This is a genomic window from Acidobacteriota bacterium (assembly GCA_016184105.1).
In the GTDB taxonomy this organism is placed as follows: domain Bacteria; phylum Acidobacteriota; class Vicinamibacteria; order Vicinamibacterales; family 2-12-FULL-66-21; genus JACPDI01.
Map to the genome: position 1 here is coordinate 24868 of JACPDI010000013.1, position 19274 is coordinate 44141.

The window sequence follows — 19274 nt, forward strand, 5'->3', positions numbered from 1 at the left end:
GGCTGGAAGCGCAGCAAGGCGAGTACCTACTTGACGGGCACGAACCTACCTGAGGCGTACGCGCGAAGCGCCGCGATGTCCTCGCGGCGGGAGACGGAGAGGGGGACGGTGGCTTTCAGCATCGAGCCGAGCAGCGAGGTGTCGAGCGGGCGCTTCTCGTAGAGCGTGCGATACAGCGACGCGACGACCGCCTGCTCGATTTCGGCGCCGCTGAAGCCGTCGCACGCCGCCGCCAGGAGCGCCGTGTCGAATGTGGACGGGTCCTGGTGGCGAAGGCGCAGGTGAATCTTCAGGATTTCCGCGCGCTCGGATGCATCCGGCAGATCGACGAAGAAGATTTCATCGAACCGCCCCTTGCGCATGAGCTCCGGCGGCAGCGCCGACAGGTCGTTGGCCGTCGCGGCAACGAACACGGGTGTCTTGTGTTCCTGCAGCCACGTGAGGAACGTGCCGAGCAGGCGACGCCCGAGCCCGCCATCCGCTTCGCTGCTGCCGATAGCGAAGCCCTTTTCAATTTCATCGATCCAGAGGACGCTGGGTGCCATCGATTCGGCCATCTCGAGCGCCCGCCGGAAATTCTTTTCCGACTCGCCGATGAACTTGTCGAGCAGGCGCCCCGCATCCAGCTTCAGGAGCGGCATGCGCCACTGCCGCGCGATGACCTTCGCCGCAAGCGACTTGCCGCAGCCTTGCACGCCGACGAGCAGCACGCCGCGCGGCGGATTCAGGTTGAGCGCGCGCGCCTCCGGCTGGAAGCCCACGCGTGCCTGGTCGAGCCACGCCCGAAACCGATCGAAGCCGCCGATTTCAAACGCGTTGTCCGACGGCGCGTAGTACTCGAGCAGGCCTCCATCTTCAATCAGCTGCGCCTTCCGCTCGAGGATGCGCCCCACATCGTCTGCCGTCAGCCGGCCGTCGCTGAGCGCGGCGTATGCGAGCGCCTGCCGCGCCTGGTTGAGCGTGAGCCCCGACATCGCGAGCACCAGCGCCTCGAGGTCCGCGGGGGACAGGTCCAGCGTGACCGCGCGGCCGCTCGCCTTCAGGGCACCGGCGACCGACCCGACCATCGATCGCAGTTCGTCCGGCCCCGGCAGGTGCAGGTGCAGGTGCACGACACTGTGCGCGATGGCCGCGGGCAGCTCGTTCGAGACGCCGCTGAGGACCATCGTGGCGCGCGTCTTCGAGAATTTCGAGGCGGCATCGAGGAACGCGCGCTGCACCTCCGCTCGGTGCAGGTGCACGGCCAGATCGCGCAGGTGGAACATCGCCTCCACCGTGAGCGTCTCGAGGTGTTTCAGGACGCCCAGCGGGTCGTTCGTGCCGAAGGTGGAATGGGCGTCGCCGCCCGCGCGCGTGAGACCCCGCGTCACCGACCACTGGAACAGCGGCAGCCGCAGCTCGGCCGCGACCTCGCGCACGAGCGACTCGACGCGCTCTTCCTCGACGCTGTCGATGGCGACGACGGGCTGGAACGAGAGGATGAGCGTCTTGAGGTCGTGGACCGTCGCGCGCGCCATGTGAGGGATGCCGCAAATGGTACCACGGCATCCCTCGTTTTCAATCACTCGATCGCGACCGTCACCGTGGCGCGTCCGTCCCGTCCCACGGGGTTGTACTGGACGCTGTTGATCCCCGCGACGAGGTACGGCGACAGGTCCACGCTCACCGTGCCGGACCCGAGCGCCGCTTCGTCGAGCGAGATGTCCCACGCTTCGTTGACGTGCACGCGCAGCCCCTTCAGGTCCGTGGATCGGACGACGAGCGTGCCGCGGGCGCTCGGCGCCATGAACTGCTGGCGCAGCGTCGGCGGTCCGGTCCCCGGATCGCGTCCGATATCGATCGGATACGAGCCGACATCCACACCCGTGTAATAGCCTTTGAGGATCTCCAGGAAGTTCTGGCCGGACCAGGCGCGGCCGTTCGAGCCGTACTGGCTCAGGCCCACGTTGTGTCCCCACCCGCCGCCCCAGGAGACGACGTGGCTCAGCGAGCTGTCAGGATTGCGCACGACCTCGACGACGCTGGGATTGTTCAGGACGAAACCCGCGATGATGTTGCTGCCTGTGCAAAGCGGCGGCGTGATGACCTCGCTCCGCCCGAGCACGTTGCGCAGGTTGTCCCAGCCTCGGACCTCGGCCACGCCGGTCGTCAGCGTGATGCGCGCCACTGCGGCGCGCGCAGACGCGCCCATGCGGCGGGTGATCTCGACGTCGGTGACCGTGCCGGTCGTGTTGCCCGAGATCACCACGGACCGGCCGGACAGGTTCATCCGCGTCCTGATGTACCCGGGCGACAGGACGATGCGCCACCGCGAGAACCGGTTGCGCGCGTTCGACACGCGTGGGCAGTCGTCAAACGTGTCGGGCTGCAGCGCGGTCCAGAACGACGCGATGCCCGCATCGCTCGTGAAATCCGGTGCGACCCCATCGCCGTCGTAGATCCCGCGGAGGTACGGCGTCGCGTTCGTGCCGGGAAGCTGGCTCGACGGGCTGTTGAAGATCCACTCGTTGTGCTCGCTGTGCCCGCCGAACGACGAGGAGTACAGCGCACTGATGATTTGCCCGTTGTAGGACGCGACGAGTCCAGAGGTGTCGGTCGACGCCTGTCGGCCTTTGACGGTCTCGGACATCACACCGCGATAGACCTGCGACGAGCTGGAGTCGACGATGTCGAACGGCCAGCCGGAGCGGGCGAAGCGGCCGATGTTCGCCACCGCGTATCCACGCGCGGCAATCGCCTGCGCCTTCAGCGCCTCGACGTGGAAGCTGTTCAGCGATTCGTTCGTGACGACGCCCGGAACGTAATCCTCGAGCTCCACGATGTTGATCACGTTCAGCCGCCCGGCGGTCGTCGGCGTGCCGCGGGAGATCTCGATCGCGCCGCGGTAACGCGGGACGAAGGCCGTCGTGCCCCGCCGGATGCTCTCCACCCTGAACTCGTTCGTCGCTTGCGTCGGCTTGAAGAAAATCGGCCCGCCGAACGAGCCGAGGAACACACCATCGACCGAGACCTGGTAGCCTGCGCCGTCGAAGGTGACATGGGTGAGCGCTCCGGCTGCGATGGCGGCGATCTGTTTGCCCGTCGCGCCGTCGAGCACGTGGACATCGCCCGCCGTGTGGCTGATGTCGGCGAACGGGTGACTGAGCGTGAAGAACTCGGAGTACGCGCCGCTGCTCGTAAACGAGTAATACAAACCGACGCGCAGCGTGGCCACCGCCTGCGTGGGATTGCCGAGAATCACCGGACCGAGCTCGGGGCGCGCGCCGGAGGCGTGCGATTCGCCCTGATCGATCTTCATCTGGATCCACTGTTCTTCCTGCTGCTGTTCCTCCGGCGACGGCGGCGGCGGCACCTGGGCGCCCACTGATGTGCAGAGCAGTGCGAGGAGTGCGGCAAGCGCGGCGGAGCCCGACGTGACGTGTGTGCTCATTCAACGGCCTCACGCAATCAGAGCCGGGATCATATGTCCGCCGCGCCGGATCAAAGCTCAGCCGTTCTCCGCCTGCGCAATCGGCGGGCGCGGGCGATGCGCGACAGGCTATTCGGCGGAATGCTCGCGGCGCCGCACGTCCATGCGGGCCGCATCCGCGGCGCGGTCGTCGATGTCTTGAAATCGTTCGCGCGTCGTATCGGGCAGACGCACCGAAGCGCGGCCGGGCGCAAGGGTCTCCTCGTGGAGGAGGCGTCCCTCGGGGGATTCATCCAGCCGGACGCCCCGACCACCCTCGGTGATCTCGAGATCCTGCAGCTGAGCCTCGTCGTCCCCCATCGCGCCCTCCACGCCAGATTGCAGCAACGAGCAGGCCAGTTACTTAATCGTCCACAGGTAGATCCGCCGGCCGTTGACTTCCTGCGTCTTTTCCGGCGGCCACTGATCGCCCATATCGAACGCGTGCGAGACGATGCGCGTGCCCGGCTTCAGTTCTTTCTGCAGCTTGGGCATCAGCTTCTGGTTGAGCGACGGCAGCAGGTACAGCGTGACGACGGTGGCCCGGCTGACATCGGTCTCGAACAGATCCGCGTTCATGATCTTCACTTTGTCGGCAACGCCGGCGCTCGCGACGTTCGCGTTGGCCTCGGAAATCCGCTGGGGATCGATGTCGATGCCGACCGCGCGCGCACCGTACACCTTCGCCGCGGTCACTGGAATCCGGCCGTCGCCACACCCCAGGTCGTAGACGACATCCTTGCCGTTGACGCCGGCCATGACGAGCATCGCGTCGACCACTTCCTGCGGTGTGGGGACGTAGATGACGTCGGGCGTGCGAAGCGGCTTGTCGGCGGCGGCCGCCTGCTGGGCCGCCGGAGCGGCGGATGAGATGGATGAGATTAAGAGAAGAGTGACGAGCACCAGGGCCGGACGGAATCGCATGCGTGTCATCTCCTTCGGCGAGGACGATTATACTGCGCGAATGCGCAAGCCCCTGTTCGTCCTGCTGGGCCTCACGCTGTGTCTGTCCCCTGCCTCGCTCGACGCGCAGCGGCGGCCGCGGCAGCGTCGCCCGGCCCCGCAGAAGCCGGCGCCGGTTCCGCCGCCTGCGGACCTCGTCATCGTGAACGGCAAGATCTTCGCCCCGGCGGCTCAGCCGGACGCCGGGACGCCCGTCTTCGCGCAGGCCCTCGCGATCCGCGGCGACCGCATCGCCGCGGTCGGCGGGAGTGCCGACATCAAGAAGGTGACCGGCCCGGCCACGCGCGTGATCGACGCCGGTGGCCGCGCGGTCATTCCCGGTTTCAACGACGCGCACGTCCATCCGCCGGCGTACCCGGACGGCGTCGAGCTGCGCACCGGAGATTCGCCGACGCCGGATCCGACCTTCAAGGACGTGTTAAAACTGGTGGCCGACGCCACGGCGAAAGCGCCGCAAGGCACCTGGATCTCCGGGGCGATCGGGCCGACGATCATCGACGACGTCGAAGCGACGCGGTTCGGGCTCGACGAGGTGTCAAAGGCACACCCGGTGCTGCTGCGCGCGTGGACCGGGCACGGCACGTTTTTCAACACGGCGATTATGAAGGATCTGGGGCTGTCGGAGACGGAGCCGGACCCGCCGGGCGGATTTTTCACGAGGCTGCGCAAGGGGGGCAGCGATCGCACCCTCAGCGGCTTCGCGCACGAGTACGCGGAAGCCCGCATGGACCGCGCGCTGACGGAGGGGATGTCGGACGCCGCGATCGTCGACGCGTTTCGCGCGTTCGCCTCCGAGGCGGTGTCGTTCGGCATCACGAGCGCGCAGGCGATCATGAACTCGCATGACGCCGATCGCGTGGCCGCGCTGCTTCGGGACGCGGACCTGCCGATCCGTCTCCGGCTGGTCCGGTTCCCCGTGCAGGATCCCGCCACGTGGCAGCCTCCCGCCTCGACCGCGCCTCCGGCTCCCGCGACCGCCCTGAGCGTGTGGGGCACCAAGTGGATCCTCGATGGGACGCCGATCGAGCGCCTGGCGTTTCTGCGGCAGGACTACGCGGACCGGCCGAAGTGGCGCGGGCAGCCGAACTTCAGGGACGCGTCGCTGCGCGCGATGGCGCTCAAGGCGCTCGAGAGCCGGGAGCAGGTCATGCTGCACGCCTCGGGCGACGGCGCGGTCGCGCAGGCGTTCTCGGTGATGACCGCGGCGGGATCGCCGCTCAGGTGGCAGTCGCGCCGCGTGCGGATCGAGCACGGGGATCTGCTCGCGGGCGATCTGGTCCCGCGTGCGAAAAACCTTGGCGTGATCGTCGTGCAGAATCCCGCGCACCTGTCGATCCGCGACATGGACGCGCGATTCGGCCCGGCCCGGGCGGCGACCGTGCAGCCGCTGCGGTCCCTGCTCGAGGCGGGCGTGCCGCTTGCGATAGGCTCGGACGGCCCGCTGAACCCCGGGCTCAACCTGATGCTCGCCACGCTGCATCCGAACAATCCGAAGGAAGCCTTGACGCGGGAGCAGGCGCTGCGCGCCTACACGCACGGCTCCGCGTACGCGGAGTTCGCCGAGCAGGAGAAAGGCACGATCGCGCCGAACATGCTCGCCGACATCGCGATTCTCTCGCAGGACATCTTCACGGCCCCGCCCGACTCGCTCGCGGCGACGACCGCGGTGGTCACGATTGTGGGGGGGAAAGTCGTCTTCGAGTCGAAGGAAATGTAGCGTGCACAACCCGTTCGTTCCCGAAACGCTTGAAGGGTGGAGCGTGCTCCACCAGATGTTCCGCGTAAAGTGGCCCGCGATCCGGCAGATGACGAACGCGTCGCGCCGCGAGCTGACCTCGTCCGTCGGCACCGCGCTTTGCGGCCCCGAGGATGCGCGCGCGGGCGGGACGGCGCTCGTACATCTGCTCGGCCACAAGGGAGATCTGATGCTGATCCATTTCCGCCGCGCCTTCGACGACCTCGAGGCGGCCGAGCTGGCGCTCGCGCAGACGCCCCTGTTCGACGTGCTCGAGCCAGCCACGTCGTACGTGTCCATCGTGGAGCTGGGCATGTACGACATGACGGCGAAGGTGCACGAGCAACTCCAGGCGAAAGGACTGAAGCCGGGAAGCGGGGACTACGACGCCGCGTTCGACGCCGAGATGGAGCCGCAGAAGTCGCGCGTGGCGGGGCGCCTGTTTCCCGAGGTGCCCCGGCGCCGGCACGTGTGCTTTTACCCGATGAACAAGCGGCGCGGCGAGCGGAAGAACTGGTACTTGGAGCCGTTCGAGGAACGCGCCGCGATGATGCGCGAGCACGGGATGATCGGCCGCCATTACTCGGGGAACGTGACGCAGATCATCTCCGGGTCCATCGGCTTCGACGACTGGGAGTGGGGCGTCGATCTTTTCGCCGACGATCCGCTGGTGTTCAAGAAACTGATCTACGAGATGCGCTTCGACCGGGCGACCGCGGAATTCGCGGAGTTCGGGCCGTTCTACGTGGGGCTGCAGTTCAGCGCGCAGGAGCTGCCGAAGTTCCTGAGCGGCGAGGCGCCGTCTCTTCTATGAGGCGCCGGACCTTTCAAGCCGCCGTTGTCATCGTCGCCCTCGGCGCGCTCGCGGGCGCGGCCGGGCAGAAGCCGCTGACGACTGCCGACCTCCACCGGCTGCGGTCGGTGGGCGACGTGCAGCTGTCGCCCGACGGCAGGCGCGTGGCATACACGGTCTACAAGAGCGACAGGCCTGGCCGGCCGTACCCGCAGATCTGGGTGGCGCAGGTGGAGAGCGGTGAACCGTCGCTCGTCGGCGATGGGGCGGATCCGAGATGGTCGTCCGACGGACACGCTCTCGCGTACGCCGGCTGGGACAACGGGAGTGCCGGCATCGACGTCGTCAAGGTCGAGGGCCTCGGGTCGAAGGCCGAAAAGACCGAGGCCGATCGCGTCGCCCACGTTTCAGGCACCAACCATCCCCTGCCGTCGGCAGGGGAGGAGATCGCCTGGTCCCCCGATGGGAAGCAGATCGCCTTCGTGTCGTCGACGCCCGGCCCCGAGCAGGACGCGAACGGCGATCCGATGGTGATCACGCGATATCTCTACAAACCGACCGCGTCCGAGGGAAGCACCCGGTTCAACGACAATCGCCGGCTGCACATCTTCATCGTGGACGTGGCCACGAAGAAGGTGCGACAGCTGACCGAGGGACGTTTCTACGAGCACTCCATCGACTGGTCGCCGAAAGGTGACGAGATCCTGTTCGTCTCCAACCGGGAGCGCGATCCCGATCGCGCGTTCAACTACGACGTCTTCGCCGTCCGGGTGAGCGACGGCGCCGTGCGCCGCCTGACGGAGACGAAAAGCGCGGAGTACTTTCCGCGCTGGTCGCCAGACGGATCGCGCATCGCGTTGCTCGGCACGAAGCGCGACCTGACGTCATCCGAGACGACGATGGAGGACACGCACGTCTGGATGATGAACGCGGACGGGAGCGGCCGGCACGAGGTCGGCGCGCAGATCGACAACCGGCAGGGGGCCCCGAGGTGGGTCGACGGCCAGGTGGCGTTCACGGTGCAGGAGCGGGGTGCGACGCACCTCTACCTGGAGGGTCGCCCGGTCGACGCGGGCGGGTCGGTGGGAGCCTGGTCGATTGCCGGCGACGTCATCGCGGCTGCCGTCACCACGCGCGATCGCCCCGCGGATCTGATCGCGTGCCGCCGCCGGTCGTCAGACCGGCGCCCGGCATGCTCGGACAGGCGGGTCCTCACGGACCACAATGCGTTCCTTCACGATCGCGCCATCGCCGGCGTGGAGTCGTTCACGGTCAGGAGCTTCGACGGTCTCGATGTCGAGGCGTTCGTCACGAGGCCGGCGGCGTTCGATCCCGCGCGGAAGTACCCGCTCGTTACGGTCATCCATGGCGGCCCGCATGCGCAGCAGGGGGCGTCATTCAATGCGAAGGCGCAGATCTATGCCGGGGCCGGTTTCGCGTCGCTGATGGTGAACTATCGGGGCTCCACGGGCTACGGGCAGAAATTTGCCGACGCGATCTTCGGCGACCAGAACGGAGGCGAGGCGAAGGACGTACTGGCCGGCGTGAGCGCGGCCGTTGCGAGATACCCGTGGATCGATCGCACGGCGCTACTCGTCGAGGGCACGAGTTACGGCGGGCAGCTCGCCAACTGGCTCATCACGCAGACCGACCGGTTCAAGGCCGCGGTGCCCATCGCGGGCATTGCGAACCTCGTGAGCTTCAACTACATGGCGTACTACCACGACTACCTCGCCGTGGAGTTCGGGTCGTACCCGCACGAGAAGGGGTTGATCGACAAGCTGTGGGAGCGGTCGCCGATTCGCTACGCGAAGGACGTGAAGACGCCAACGCTCTTCATCCATGGTGAGAATGACAACGACGTCCCCATCGCGGAGGCGGAGCAATTCTTCATCGCGCTGAAAGATGCGGGCGTGGAGACGGTGATGGTGCGCTATCCGCGCGAGGGCCACGGCCTGCGCGAAACCGGTCACGTCGCGGACGCCATCGAGCGTGCGCTGGCGTGGTACACGGCACACCTAAAACCCTGAACCCTGAGCCCTTAACCCTGCCTGGAGCCTGGCGCCGTGCGCTATGACACGCCCCCCACTTGAGCTTTCGGGGGGGTTCCGGCTATAGTCTGGGCAGACATCCGGAGCGGTCCACGTTGGAGAGCGTGGGCCCGGCAACCTGGGGCGGACATCCCAAGGTGCCTTCCGGCAGCCCCAGCGGTTCCCCCGCGCGCTGCCGGAGATGCGGTCCCGAGCAACCGGACGGGACAAACAAGTGTCCGGCCTGCCAAGCCCAGAGGCAACAGCGGGCACTCCGGGTGTTTTTTCAAGGCCAGCGGGAGGGCTGGCCGAGGAGAAAACACCAATGCCTGTCGCATCCATACCTAATCCAAATCATCATCTCTGGAGAAACGGCCGCCTGTGGTGGATCGCCTTCACCGTCGTGTACGACGGGTGGCGGCAGGAGCGCGTGCGGCGCTCGCTCGGCACGGCGGACCTCGAAGAGGCTCGCCGCCGCCGCGACGACCTGCTGCACCAGTTCGCGACGCAGCCCAACGCCGACGTGGTCGCGTTTCGTGTGAAGGAAAGCCACACGACGCAGTTCCCCGCGCAGGCCGAGACGTTCGTGCACGCCCCGGCATTCGGGGTCGAGGGCGCGGAGCAGTCCCGGGTCTGAGCCGCGTAAGGGGGACAGTCACACTTTCCTGGGCCGCTGCCTCGGAAAGTGTGACTGTCCCCCTTATTCTGTGATGAAATGTCTTCGTGGCCCTTCTCGCCGACGCCGATCTGAAGCAGCTCCAGGAAACCTTCGCCGAGCTCAAGAACCCCGTAAAGATCGTCTTCTTCACGCAGACGCTCAACTGCGAGACCTGCGATATCGCGAAGCAGGTGCTCAGCGAAGTCGTGCGCATCAACGACAAGATCACGCTCGAGGAGCGCAATTTCCTCCTCGAGAAGGATGAGGCCGCGCGCCTCGGCATCGACCGCGTGCCCGCCGTTGCGGTGCTCGGCGATAACGGCACGGACCACGGCATCCGTTTCTTCGGCGCGCCGCACGGCTACGAATTTTCGTCGCTGCTCGAATCGATCCTGCTGACGGGGGGCGCCGACGAAGTGGGCCTGAGCGAGGACAGCATGGCGCTGCTCGCGTCACTCAAAGAGCCGGTTCACATCCAGGTGTTCGTGACACCGACCTGACCGCACTGTCCCCGGGCCGTGAGCCTGGCGATGCGGATGGCGATGCTCAGTGACAAGGTGACGATGGCGTCGGTCGGCGCGGCGGAGTTTCCAGACGTCGTGCAGCGCTACCGCATCACGGGCGTGCCAAAGACGGTCGTCAACGGGAAGGTCGAGCTGCTTGGCGCGCAGCCGGAAGACGTGTTCGTGGCCGACGCCCTGCGCCCGTTCGTTTGAGGCACCAGGCACGAGGCACCAGGTTGCGCCTCGTGCGTCAGCCTTCCGACTCGCGCCTGATGACTCGTGCCTAGTCGGTCTTCCGAGGCCTCATGTTCGCCTGCAGGATCTTCTTCCGCAGGCGAATACTCTTCGGCGTCACCTCGACCAGCTCATCGTCGTTGATGAACTCGATCGCCTGCTCGAGGCCGAGCTTGCGCGGCGGGATGAGCCGGATGGCTTCGTCGGCCGTCGACGCGCGCATGTTCGTCTGCTTCTTTTCCTTCGTGACGTTCACGTCCAGATCGTTCGTGCGCGAGTTCTCGCCAACGAGCATGCCTTCATAGACCTGCGTCGCGGGATCGATGAAGATCTCGCCGCGCTCCTGCAGGTTCGAGAGCGCGTACGCGGTGGCCACTCCCGCGCGGTCCGCGACCAGCGCTCCGGTGGGACGCGCCGGGATCGCGCCGTGCCACGGCTCCCAGCCCGAGAAGATGTGGTTCATGATCCCGGTGCCTCTGGTTTCCGTGAGGAACTGCGAGCGGAAGCCGATCAGGCCGCGCGCCGGAATGCGGAATTCGAGCCGCACGCGGCCGCTGCCGTGATTGATCATCTTGGTCATGACGCCGCGGCGCGTCCCGACCTGCGCGATGACGACGCCCTGGAACTCGTCGGCCACGTCGATCACCAGCTCCTCGACCGGCTCGACGCGCGTGCCGCCGATGTCGCGGGTGACGATCTCCGGCCGCGACACCTGGAGCTCGTACCCCTCGCGCCGCATCATCTCGATCAGGATTGACAGCTGCAGCTCGCCGCGCCCGAGCACCTTCATCTGTTCCGGCGTGTCGGTCGGCTCCACGCGAATCGACACGTTGCCGAGCAGTTCGCGATCGAGCCGGTCCTTCAGGTTGCGCGACGTGACGAACTGCCCCTCGCGGCCGGCGAGCGGCGAGGTGTTCACGCCGAAGATCATCGAAACGGTCGGCTCGTCGATGGCCGTTGTCGGGATGGGCGTCGCGTGCTCGGGGTCCGCCACGGTTTCGCCGATCGTGATGTCTTCAATCCCAGCCAGGCAGACAATGTCGCCGGCGGCGGCCGATTCGATGTCGACGCGCTTCAGCCCCTCGAACGCGAACAGCTTGGTGACACGCGTCTGCTGCTGCGCTCCCTCGAGCTTGCAGACGGTGATCGCGTCGCCGATCGTCACCGTGCCGTTGAAGATGCGGCCGATCGCGATCCGCCCGAGATAGTCGCTGGAGTCGAGGTTGGCCACGAGCATCTGGAGCGGCGCGGACGGATCGCCGTGTGGCGCCGGCACGCTCCGGAGAACGGCGTCAAATAACGGGCGGAGGTCCGTCCCCGGCGTGTCGAGCGCAACCGAGGCGGTTCCCGCGCGCGCGCTCGTGTACAGCACCGGAAAATCGAGCTGATCCTCGGTGGCGTCGAGATCGATGAAGAGGTCGTACACCTCGTTCAGCACTTCCTGCGGCCGGGCGTCAGGCCGATCGATCTTGTTGATGACGACGATCGGCGCCAGGCGGCGCTCGAGCGCCTTGCGGAGCACGAACCGCGTTTGCGGCAGCGGCCCCTCGGAGGCATCGACCAGCAGCAGCACGCCGTCCACCATCGACAGCGTGCGCTCCACCTCGCCGCCAAAATCCGCGTGCCCCGGCGTGTCCACGATGTTGATGAGGAGACCCTCGTCCGTCTCGGGATCGCGGTAGTGCACCGCCGTGTTCTTCGCCAGGATGGTGATGCCCCGCTCGCGTTCGAGCTCGTTGCTGTCCATCGCGCGCTCGGCCACGCGCTCGTTGGCGCGGAAGACCCCGCTCTGGTGCAGCATCGCGTCCACCAGCGTCGTCTTGCCATGGTCCACGTGGGCCACGATGGCGACGTTCCGGCGCAGCGGATTGGCGATCTGCGGGCTTCGAGGGGTCATGAGCATCTCACCAGTATACCTGACAGGTGCCTGATCAACCCCGAAGGGGCTCCCACCGTCTTAACCTCTGGCGCCAGCTGAATGGATGACGCTCAGCTCATCACGCGAGCCGCGGCTGGGGACAGTGCCGCCTTCATGACCCTGGTGGAGCGTCACCGGGGGCTGGTGTATCGGGTGGCGTTCCAGTATGCCGGCAACCACTTCGACGCGGACGACATTGCGCAGGACGTGTTCCTCAAGGTGCACCGGTCCCTCGCCTCGTTCCGGCACGACGCGCAATTCGCGTCCTGGCTTTATCGGATCGCGATGAACGCGTGCATCGATCACGGCCGGCGGCGGACCCCGGTGACGTCGCTTGACGCCGCGCGGGAAGACGAACGACCGTACGACCCGGTTGCCGCGGACCCCGGACCGGAGCAGCACGTGTACGCCGGCGAGGTCCGGCGCGCCGTCGAGGCGGCAGTGGACAAGCTGCCGCCGCAGCAGCGGGTGATCTTCGCCATGCGCCATTTCGAAGGATTGAAGCTCACCGACATCGCTGACGCGCTCGGCGTCGCGGAGGGGACCGTGAAGCGGCAGCTCCACTCCGCGGTGCACCGCCTGCGCCACGCGCTGCGCGGCGTGCGCGGCGTGCGCGCCGGGCGGACGCACGAGGCGGCCGCGCACCGGCCCGGAGTGGCGAACTCATGACGATCTGCCCGCGCGCCGCTGGCGAGACGCCCACGCTGTATTTCTACGGCGAGCTCGATCCCGCCGCCCGCAACGATTTCGAGCGACACCTCGCCACGTGCGCGGCGTGCGCGGCCGCGGTCGGCGAATTGGAACAGGTGCGCGCGGCGCTCGATGATCGCGCATCTGTCACGCGCACGGATGCCGAGTGGGCCGACTTCATGCGGCGCCTCGGCGCCGCCACGTGCGACGTGCGACGTGCCACGGTGCGACGTGCCACGGTGCCACGTGCGGACGTCAGCACGTCGCACGTGGCACGTCGCACGTGGCACGTGACGTGGCACGTGATGACGTGGTTCGCTCTGGCTGCCACCTTGCTCGTCGGCGTCGCGCTCGGGTTGGTCTGGCAGCCGCGAAGCCTGCCGCCGCGCCAGGCGACCGTGAACGGGACGGCAGGCGACGCGGCGCTCGAGGCGGCGGCGGCGCGGCACTTCGAGCGCGCGAAGATCGTCCTGCTCGGCTTGGTCATGAAAGACACGGAGCGCGCGAGCGCCGCAGACTGGGAGTACGAGCGCGCGCTGGCGGCATCGCTGCTGCCCGAGACGCGCCTGTTCCGCCTGTCGGCCGCCGATCGCGGCGACGCGCGGCTCGCGCGGCTCCTCGGCGATCTCGAGACCGTGCTGCTGCAGGCGTCAATGGCGTCCGACGCCGACCCGCCGGAACTGCAGCGCCTCCAGCGCATCATCCGCGGGCGCGACCTCATCGTCCGCATGGGCTTCAGGGAGTTATAGCGGCATGTCCAGGAAATACCTGCCGGCGTTCTTGGCCACCATATGGGTGCCCACGGTGGCGCTCGCCTTCGCGGCGGACTCCGAACGGCTGTCCCGCGCGAAAGATTTGATCGCCGACGAGCAGTGGCGGCGGGCCATCGTCGAGCTTCGCGCGGCGTACGACGATCCGAACGAGCCGGCTCGTGACGAAGCCGCGTTCTGGCTCGCGCACAGCCTTCATCAGACCGGCGACACCGCGGCGGCCCTGCAGGCGATCGAACAGCTCGAGCGCCGGTTCCCGCGGAGCCGTTGGGCGTTTCCCGCGCGGTCGTTGAAGATCGAGATCGCACATCGGCTGAACCGCAACGACGTCCTGTGGGAGTACGCGACGGCACCTCCGCCGCCACCGGCCGCTCCGGCCCCGCACGCGGTGCCGGCACCACCCCCGCCGCCCGCGCCTCCCGCGCGTGGCCCTCGCCCCCGGCGACAGTGGGTGAAGGCTGACGAGATCGACGACCTGGAAATCGTCGCCGAGGTGGATCTGCGCATCCAGGCGCTTGGCAGCCTCATCCGCGTCGAGCCGACGCGCGCCGTGCCGATCCTCAAGGACGTGGCCCTCAGGACGACAGACGTGGACCAGGCGCGCCGCGCGCTGTTCGTGCTGATGCAGTCCGACCGCCCGGATGCGCGTTCGGCCGTGGCGGACGTCGCCAGGATCGGCCCCGAGCCGGTGACGCTTGCCGCCGTGAAAGTCCTTGGGCTCGCGCGATCCCCTGAGGCCGCGCAGCTGTTGGCCGACCTGTACTCGTCGGGTTCCTCCCCGGTAAAAACGCAGGTCATCCGCGCGCTCGGCGCCACGCGCCAGCCGCAGAGCCTCGTGCGGATCGCGCGCTCGGAAGGGGAATGGTCGCTGCGCGAGAGCGCCGTCGCCGCGCTCGGCCAGGCGGGAGCGCGAACGCAGCTCGCGATGCTGTACCGGCAGCACCCCGAGCTGAAACTGCCGATCATCATCGCGTTGTTCACGGCCGCCGGGGAGGACGAGCTGATCGCGATCGCCGAGAGCGAGCGGGATGCGAAGTTGAGGGACGAAGCGCTCGCGCGGCTGAAGCTGTTCGGCACGCCACGCGCGAGAGCGCTCGTCGAGGCCGCGCGCGCACGAAAGTAGCTCCCCAGTCCCGCCGCGGAACGCGCGGAACGCGCAGGGCTTTTTCGAAGCGCGTTTCCGCGGTTTCTGCGAGTTCTGCGGCGATGCCGTTAGTCGTCCAGCGTCGCGAACAGGATCGCCAGCACGCTGAAGGTGAGCCCAACACCGATCGCGACGCCAATCGCCAACGCCTTGCCGAACCCCATCCCCTGGTCGAGTTCAATTGACGTGATGCGTTCGGCAGGGATCCGCACCGGAGGCTCCGGGATGCGCGTGCGCTCCCGGACGACGACATCCTGCGCGTCGACGCCGACGATCACCGCCTTCATCTGACGGCCGTCGGTAAGGGTCACGCGGACGCGCGCGCCCGCGGGGATCCGTTCCGCCGTGGAGCGGACGAGCGCCGGATCCACGCGCGTGGCCTCCTGCACGCGCGCGCCCCCCTGCATCGCCCGCACTCCCGCGCACTGCGCGGAGAGCGCCGCGCACAATATCACCGCCACTGTCTTCTTCATGACGTCACCTCAGAAGTCCATGCCAAAGCCGACGCGCACGGCGAGGTTGTCGATCGACGACCGGAAGTCGGTCTGAAGATCCGAACGGAAGAACGCGCGCGGCGTGAGGTATGCCTTCAACGCCAGCGCGGCAAACGCGTTCGTTCGGGTGTCCGCGGAGGTTCGCGTGGAGCCGGGTTCAAGCTGCTGTTGGCCGCTGCGGTCGTACACGATCAACGGCGAGGTCTCGCTCGTGATGTCACGCCAGGTGACGCTCACACCCGCCCCGACCGAAACGTGCGCCCACGTATTGCGGCCGAACTGGTAGAACTGTCCGATCGAGAGCCGCGTGTCCTGGATGTCGTGCTGGGTGCTCCGCCACGCCGTCCGCCCCGCTGGCAGCAGGATGCTCTCGCCGATAAAGACATCCTCGTGGTCCGATCGCTCCGCCACGACCTCGGTCTTCAGGTGCTCGGTCCAGTAGAAACCCGCCTGGCCGGCCAGCGTCAGGCGGCCTAACGCCCAGTTGTCTTCTCCGCGGCTGAGCGCGGATACGTCAGAGTGAAGCCACCCCAGCGACACGCTGGCATCTCCGCGCGGCGCGCCGGGCGTCTGTGCCGTGGCGGGTGCCGACGCCAGCAAGGCCGCGACCATCAGCACCCATCGTGTCTGCATTCGAACCTCCACCCGGGAATGCGCAACATCGGGCCGGAGCGGCTCATGGCAGTGCCGGCACGAAACCTCTTACGCTTTTCGTAAAACGCGTGAGCGGCTTCGGCCGCAAATGACGGGTTTTCCCCCGGTTTTGGCGTGGCGCGCGGTTCGCTTTGCTGCAGCGTGATGACCCGTACCGACCCGGCACACGGCAGGCGTCTCGTGCTTCGAGCGTTCGTCAACACGGCCCTTGGCGTGCTCGCCGCCGGCCTCGCCTCGGTCGTCGGGCGTTTCGCGCTCGTGCCCAGGGCGTCGGCACGCCAGCAGTGGTTCCGCGGCGCGTCGCTTGGCGACCTCGATCCCGACACGCCATTTCCTGCCGTCCTGGCGGTCGCGCGAGACGACGGGTGGTCGCGCGCCCGCGTGAACGAGACTGTCTTTGTCGTGTGGGATGGGTTGACTGGCATCAGGGCGATGTCTGCCACCTGCACGCACCTGGGTTGCCGCGTGCGCTGGGACAACGGCGCGCAGCGGTTCAAGTGTCCCTGTCACGGTGGCGAGTACGACGCGCACGGAAACGTCACCGCCGGTCCTCCGCCGCGCCCCCTGCTGGCCCTGGCGGCGCGCATCACGGATGAGGGAGACGTCGAGGTCCGGCTGTGATGAAGGCGCTCGGCGAATGGCTGCACGCACGCACCGGCTATCGGACTGGCCTGTCGCGTCTGCTCGACGAGCCGCTTCCGCCCGGGATCGGCTGGTGGTTCACGCTGGGCAGCGTGCTGTTGTTCCTTCTGGCGCTCCAGGGCATCACCGGCGTCGCGCTCGCGCTGTACTACGCGCCGACGCCGGACCATGCCTATCAGAGCGTGCAGTTCATCATGCGCGAGGTCCCGCTGGGGTCCTTCGTTCGCGGGCTGCATTTCTTCGGCGCCAGTGCCATCGTGATTGCCGCGGTCTTGCACATGCTGCGGGTCATCGCCTTCGGATCGTACAAAGCTCCGCGCGAAGCCACGTGGCTCACGGGCGTTGCGCTTCTGCTCATCGTGCTCGCATTCTCGTTGACCGGTTACCTGCTGCCATGGGACCAGCGCGCGTACTGGGCAACGGTGGTCACCGTGAATATCACGAAGCTGATCCCGCTTGCGGGCGATACGATGGCCGCCCTCGCCGGCGCGCCCGGAGGCCACGTGGGCGCGCTCACGCTTTCACGCTGGTTCGCGATCCACGTGATCGTGCTCCCCGCGGCGATCGTCGCCTTCGTGGTCGCGCACATCTTCCTGATGCGGCGTCACGGGATCTCCGGCCCCGTCCGGCCGCCCGTGCCATCGGGTGCCGGGGCTCATGCCGCCGGCCAGCCGTTCTATCCGTACCAGGCCGCTCGTGACGTTGTCGTCATGGTCATCGTGGCGGCCGTGCTCGGCGCGCTCGCCGGGCACGGCATGCCGGATCTCGAGCGGATGGCCGATCCGGCTGATGCCACCTACGTGCCGCGCCCGGAGTGGTATTTCCTCGGGCTGTTCCAGCTGCTGAAGTACATGCCGGGGCGCCTCGAGATTTTCGGCGCGCTCATTCTGCCGGGGCTGGTCGTCGGATTGCTCGCGCTGTTGCCCTGGCTGGATCGAAGTCCGAACCGGGATCCCCGGAAGAGGCCGATCGTGCTCGGAGGGGTCGTCGCCGCGCTGCTTTCGCTCGTGTCGTTGACCGTCGCCGGCTGGAGCGACCGTCCCCCGCGACGACCGGCGGGGGAATGGACCGTCCGGGAAGTGGCCGGCGCCGCCCTGGCAGAGAGCAAGGGATGTGCGCGCTGTCACGGAGACGGCCGGCTGGCGGATCAGCTCGGTCAGATTGCGGTGACGCGCCCCCTTCCCTGGCTGCAGAACCACTTCGCCGATCCAGAGGTCATCGCGCCAGGGATCCGGCCGCTTCCTCCCTCGAACGAGCGCGAAGGGGCCGCGCTCATCGCGTATGTCGAGCGCGGTGGCGTTCCGCCATCCTGGCCGGCGGAGGCCCGCGAGGCGTCCGTGCTGTTCGCGCGCCACTGCATCGGGTGCCACACCATCGACGGCGACGGGGGTACCGAGGGGCCCGACCTGTCGCGCGCGGGACGCAAGCACGACGGGCAGTGGCTGCGCGACTGGATCGCTCGTCCCGCCGCGATGAAGTCGGATGCGGAGATGCCCGCCTTCGACGACAAGCTCTCCTCAGGCGAACTGGAGCACATCGCCCGGTTCCTGGCCGCGCGCCGGTAGCCATTCATCACGCCCCTCGTGCGTCGCACGCCGTGTATGGGTTTCAAGCTCGGCTGTCAGCCCGCTGACGAGGTGCAGGCTCGTGAAAGACCGGAAGCCTGTTTTCACGCGTAGATCCGTGTATTCCTGTTCAGATGCTCGCGCGGCGGCACTGGCCGGCCCCTTGCAAACTCGGCAGGCCGTCTCGCCAACGCGATGTTTGCTTCCAAGTCACTGAGTTGGCGCGACTAAGCAGGCTGCGATATATTCAGCGTTCCCATGCCGTCGGATTTGCCCGTTCATTCGCGTTCCACAGGGCTGGTCGACGTCCTCGACCGTGTCCTCGACAAAGGGCTGGTCATCGCCGGCGACATCAAGGTGTCGCTGGCCGAAGTCGAGCTGCTCACCATCCGGATCCGTCTGCTGGTGTGTTCTCTCGACAAGGCACAGGAAATTGGACTCGATTGGTGGCGGTACGACCGCTCTCTGTCGCCGGGATCGGGCGACACGGCAGCGGAACGAGCGCTGCGGGAGCACGTCCGCGTCCTCGAGGCGAAAGTTGACGCGCTCTCGGCAGCGGCCGGCGTGCGGGCAGCAGGGGCCAGACCCATCGATCGCGCTCCCGCGGCGCGGCGCCGCAAGTAACCGAGTCCAGCGAGGAGTGTCAGGAGCTCAGCATGGCTGTTGAAAGAGCCGCAGGCGGAACAAGTCTGATCGACGTTCTCGATCGCGTTCTCGATAAGGGCATCGTGATCGATGCCTGGGTGCGCGTATCGCTCGTCGGCATCGATCTGATTACCGTCGAGGCCCGCGTCGTCGTGGCATCCATCGATACGTACTTGAAGTACTCGGAGGCGGTCAGCCTCGTGGCGCCCGTGTCGCGTCCCGCCGGCGAATTGCCGGCGCAGCAGGACGTCCTGGCCGAGAACGCCGCGTTGCGTGCGGAACTGGCCGCCGCGCGCGGCGGGCGCGCGCCCGCACGTCGGCGGCGACGGCGCATCGCGCAAGGCTGAGAACGAGATTGAGTTGAGCCGTGTTTCGAGCGCCGTCCGCA

At 67.6% G+C, this 19274-nt stretch carries 20 protein-coding genes; 13 read left to right on the top strand and 7 right to left on the bottom strand.

Translation table 11 applies throughout. The annotated features are described in order from the left end of the window. Positions 1 to 26: 26 nt before the first annotated feature. The 4 genes from HYU53_05390 to HYU53_05405 form a co-directional block, all read right to left on the bottom strand. Complete coding sequence (locus tag HYU53_05390) at positions 27 to 1517, bottom strand: AAA family ATPase (GenBank protein ID MBI2220623.1); 1491 nt, start codon at positions 1515 to 1517, stop codon at positions 27 to 29. A 44-nt stretch (positions 1518 to 1561) separates the two neighbouring features. Then, complete coding sequence (locus tag HYU53_05395) at positions 1562 to 3430, bottom strand: SpoIID/LytB domain-containing protein (protein ID MBI2220624.1); 1869 nt, start codon at positions 3428 to 3430, stop codon at positions 1562 to 1564. Positions 3431 to 3538: 108 nt separating this feature from the next. Beyond that, positions 3539 to 3769, bottom strand: coding sequence for a hypothetical protein (locus HYU53_05400; protein ID MBI2220625.1), 231 nt, complete (start codon positions 3767 to 3769; stop codon positions 3539 to 3541). A gap of 39 nt (positions 3770 to 3808) precedes the next feature. After that, complete coding sequence (locus HYU53_05405; GenBank protein MBI2220626.1) at positions 3809 to 4381, bottom strand: class I SAM-dependent methyltransferase; 573 nt, start codon at positions 4379 to 4381, stop codon at positions 3809 to 3811. Between the two features lie 31 nt (positions 4382 to 4412). Between HYU53_05405 and HYU53_05410 the strand changes: the two genes are divergently transcribed. The 6 genes from HYU53_05410 (at position 4413) to HYU53_05435 (ending at position 10343) form a co-directional block, all read left to right on the top strand. After that, the gene (locus HYU53_05410) at positions 4413 to 6128 is read left to right on the top strand and encodes an amidohydrolase (protein ID MBI2220627.1); all 1716 of its coding nucleotides are present in this window, start codon (positions 4413 to 4415) and stop codon (positions 6126 to 6128) included. A 55-nt stretch (positions 6129 to 6183) separates the two neighbouring features. Continuing rightward, positions 6184 to 6960 carry a heme-dependent peroxidase gene (locus HYU53_05415; GenBank protein ID MBI2220628.1) on the top strand — a complete coding sequence of 259 codons (777 nt, stop codon included), beginning with the start codon at positions 6184 to 6186 and terminating at the stop codon, positions 6958 to 6960. Further along, on the top strand, positions 6957 to 8969 hold the full coding sequence (locus HYU53_05420; protein ID MBI2220629.1) for a S9 family peptidase: 2013 nt from the start codon (positions 6957 to 6959) through the stop codon (positions 8967 to 8969). The genes HYU53_05415 and HYU53_05420 overlap by 4 nt, the downstream gene beginning before the upstream one ends. Before the next feature lie 325 nt (positions 8970 to 9294). Beyond that, complete coding sequence (locus HYU53_05425; GenBank protein ID MBI2220630.1) at positions 9295 to 9606, top strand: hypothetical protein; 312 nt, start codon at positions 9295 to 9297, stop codon at positions 9604 to 9606. 86 nt (positions 9607 to 9692) lie between these two features. Next, positions 9693 to 10127, top strand: coding sequence for a hypothetical protein (locus tag HYU53_05430; GenBank protein ID MBI2220631.1), 435 nt, complete (start codon positions 9693 to 9695; stop codon positions 10125 to 10127). Positions 10128 to 10145: 18 nt separating this feature from the next. Continuing rightward, positions 10146 to 10343, top strand: a complete 198-nt coding sequence (locus HYU53_05435) for a thioredoxin family protein (protein ID MBI2220632.1) — start codon at positions 10146 to 10148, stop codon at positions 10341 to 10343. Positions 10344 to 10413: 70 nt separating this feature from the next. On the opposite strand, the gene typA is transcribed toward HYU53_05435, so the two are convergent. Beyond that, positions 10414 to 12261: a translational GTPase TypA gene (gene typA, locus HYU53_05440; protein MBI2220633.1), complete on the bottom strand. Its 1848-nt coding sequence runs from the start codon at positions 12259 to 12261 to the stop codon at positions 10414 to 10416. An 81-nt stretch (positions 12262 to 12342) separates the two neighbouring features. On the opposite strand from typA, the gene HYU53_05445 reads away from it, so the two are divergent. Genes HYU53_05445 through HYU53_05455 form a run of 3 tightly spaced genes read left to right on the top strand, consistent with a single transcriptional unit; the run spans position 12343 to position 14865 of the window. Next, positions 12343 to 12951 (top strand): sigma-70 family RNA polymerase sigma factor, encoded by a 609-nt coding sequence (locus HYU53_05445; GenBank protein ID MBI2220634.1) that lies wholly within the window; start codon positions 12343 to 12345, stop codon positions 12949 to 12951. Beyond that, positions 12948 to 13721: a zf-HC2 domain-containing protein gene (locus tag HYU53_05450; protein MBI2220635.1), complete on the top strand. Its 774-nt coding sequence runs from the start codon at positions 12948 to 12950 to the stop codon at positions 13719 to 13721. Before HYU53_05445 ends, HYU53_05450 begins: the two co-directional genes overlap by 4 nt. A 4-nt stretch (positions 13722 to 13725) precedes the next feature. Further along, complete coding sequence (locus tag HYU53_05455) at positions 13726 to 14865, top strand: HEAT repeat domain-containing protein (GenBank protein MBI2220636.1); 1140 nt, start codon at positions 13726 to 13728, stop codon at positions 14863 to 14865. Between the two features lie 89 nt (positions 14866 to 14954). Here HYU53_05455 and HYU53_05460 read toward each other — a convergent pair whose 3' ends face one another. Both HYU53_05460 and HYU53_05465 read right to left on the bottom strand, forming a co-directional pair. Then, complete coding sequence (locus HYU53_05460) at positions 14955 to 15359, bottom strand: hypothetical protein (GenBank protein MBI2220637.1); 405 nt, start codon at positions 15357 to 15359, stop codon at positions 14955 to 14957. Between the two features lie 9 nt (positions 15360 to 15368). Continuing rightward, complete coding sequence (locus HYU53_05465; protein MBI2220638.1) at positions 15369 to 16013, bottom strand: hypothetical protein; 645 nt, start codon at positions 16011 to 16013, stop codon at positions 15369 to 15371. A gap of 165 nt (positions 16014 to 16178) precedes the next feature. On the opposite strand from HYU53_05465, the gene HYU53_05470 reads away from it, so the two are divergent. The 4 genes from HYU53_05470 to gvpA all read left to right on the top strand — a co-directional run bounded on the left by HYU53_05470 (position 16179) and on the right by gvpA (position 19233). Further along, positions 16179 to 16655, top strand: coding sequence for a Rieske (2Fe-2S) protein (locus HYU53_05470; GenBank protein ID MBI2220639.1), 477 nt, complete (start codon positions 16179 to 16181; stop codon positions 16653 to 16655). Next, positions 16655 to 18241: a cytochrome b N-terminal domain-containing protein gene (locus HYU53_05475; protein MBI2220640.1), complete on the top strand. Its 1587-nt coding sequence runs from the start codon at positions 16655 to 16657 to the stop codon at positions 18239 to 18241. The genes HYU53_05470 and HYU53_05475 overlap by 1 nt, the downstream gene beginning before the upstream one ends. Before the next feature lie 258 nt (positions 18242 to 18499). Further along, positions 18500 to 18865 carry a gas vesicle protein gene (locus HYU53_05480; protein MBI2220641.1) on the top strand — a complete coding sequence of 122 codons (366 nt, stop codon included), beginning with the start codon at positions 18500 to 18502 and terminating at the stop codon, positions 18863 to 18865. Positions 18866 to 18897: 32 nt separating this feature from the next. After that, positions 18898 to 19233, top strand: a complete 336-nt coding sequence (gene gvpA, locus HYU53_05485; GenBank protein ID MBI2220642.1) for a gas vesicle structural protein GvpA — start codon at positions 18898 to 18900, stop codon at positions 19231 to 19233. Positions 19234 to 19274 lie beyond the last annotated feature (41 nt).

Excerpts from the sequence above, each read along its gene's own strand:
- HYU53_05390 (MBI2220623.1), bottom strand. The coding sequence starts at position 1,517 with ATGGCGCGCGCGACGGTCCACGACCTCAAGACGCTCATCCTCTCGTTC.
- HYU53_05395 (MBI2220624.1), bottom strand. The coding sequence starts at position 3,430 with ATGAGCACACACGTCACGTCGGGCTCCGCCGCGCTTGCCGCACTCCTC.
- HYU53_05400 (MBI2220625.1), bottom strand. The coding sequence starts at position 3,769 with ATGGGGGACGACGAGGCTCAGCTGCAGGATCTCGAGATCACCGAGGGT.
- HYU53_05405 (MBI2220626.1), bottom strand. The coding sequence starts at position 4,381 with ATGACACGCATGCGATTCCGTCCGGCCCTGGTGCTCGTCACTCTTCTC.
- HYU53_05410 (MBI2220627.1), top strand. The coding sequence starts at position 4,413 with ATGCGCAAGCCCCTGTTCGTCCTGCTGGGCCTCACGCTGTGTCTGTCC.
- HYU53_05415 (MBI2220628.1), top strand. The coding sequence starts at position 6,184 with ATGTTCCGCGTAAAGTGGCCCGCGATCCGGCAGATGACGAACGCGTCG.
- HYU53_05420 (MBI2220629.1), top strand. The coding sequence starts at position 6,957 with ATGAGGCGCCGGACCTTTCAAGCCGCCGTTGTCATCGTCGCCCTCGGC.
- HYU53_05425 (MBI2220630.1), top strand. The coding sequence starts at position 9,295 with ATGCCTGTCGCATCCATACCTAATCCAAATCATCATCTCTGGAGAAAC.
- typA (MBI2220633.1), bottom strand. The coding sequence starts at position 12,261 with ATGACCCCTCGAAGCCCGCAGATCGCCAATCCGCTGCGCCGGAACGTC.
- HYU53_05445 (MBI2220634.1), top strand. The coding sequence starts at position 12,343 with ATGGATGACGCTCAGCTCATCACGCGAGCCGCGGCTGGGGACAGTGCC.
- HYU53_05450 (MBI2220635.1), top strand. The coding sequence starts at position 12,948 with ATGACGATCTGCCCGCGCGCCGCTGGCGAGACGCCCACGCTGTATTTC.
- HYU53_05455 (MBI2220636.1), top strand. The coding sequence starts at position 13,726 with ATGTCCAGGAAATACCTGCCGGCGTTCTTGGCCACCATATGGGTGCCC.
- HYU53_05460 (MBI2220637.1), bottom strand. The coding sequence starts at position 15,359 with ATGAAGAAGACAGTGGCGGTGATATTGTGCGCGGCGCTCTCCGCGCAG.
- HYU53_05465 (MBI2220638.1), bottom strand. The coding sequence starts at position 16,013 with ATGCAGACACGATGGGTGCTGATGGTCGCGGCCTTGCTGGCGTCGGCA.
- HYU53_05470 (MBI2220639.1), top strand. The coding sequence starts at position 16,179 with ATGACCCGTACCGACCCGGCACACGGCAGGCGTCTCGTGCTTCGAGCG.
- HYU53_05475 (MBI2220640.1), top strand. The coding sequence starts at position 16,655 with ATGAAGGCGCTCGGCGAATGGCTGCACGCACGCACCGGCTATCGGACT.
- HYU53_05480 (MBI2220641.1), top strand. The coding sequence starts at position 18,500 with ATGCCGTCGGATTTGCCCGTTCATTCGCGTTCCACAGGGCTGGTCGAC.
- gvpA (MBI2220642.1), top strand. The coding sequence starts at position 18,898 with ATGGCTGTTGAAAGAGCCGCAGGCGGAACAAGTCTGATCGACGTTCTC.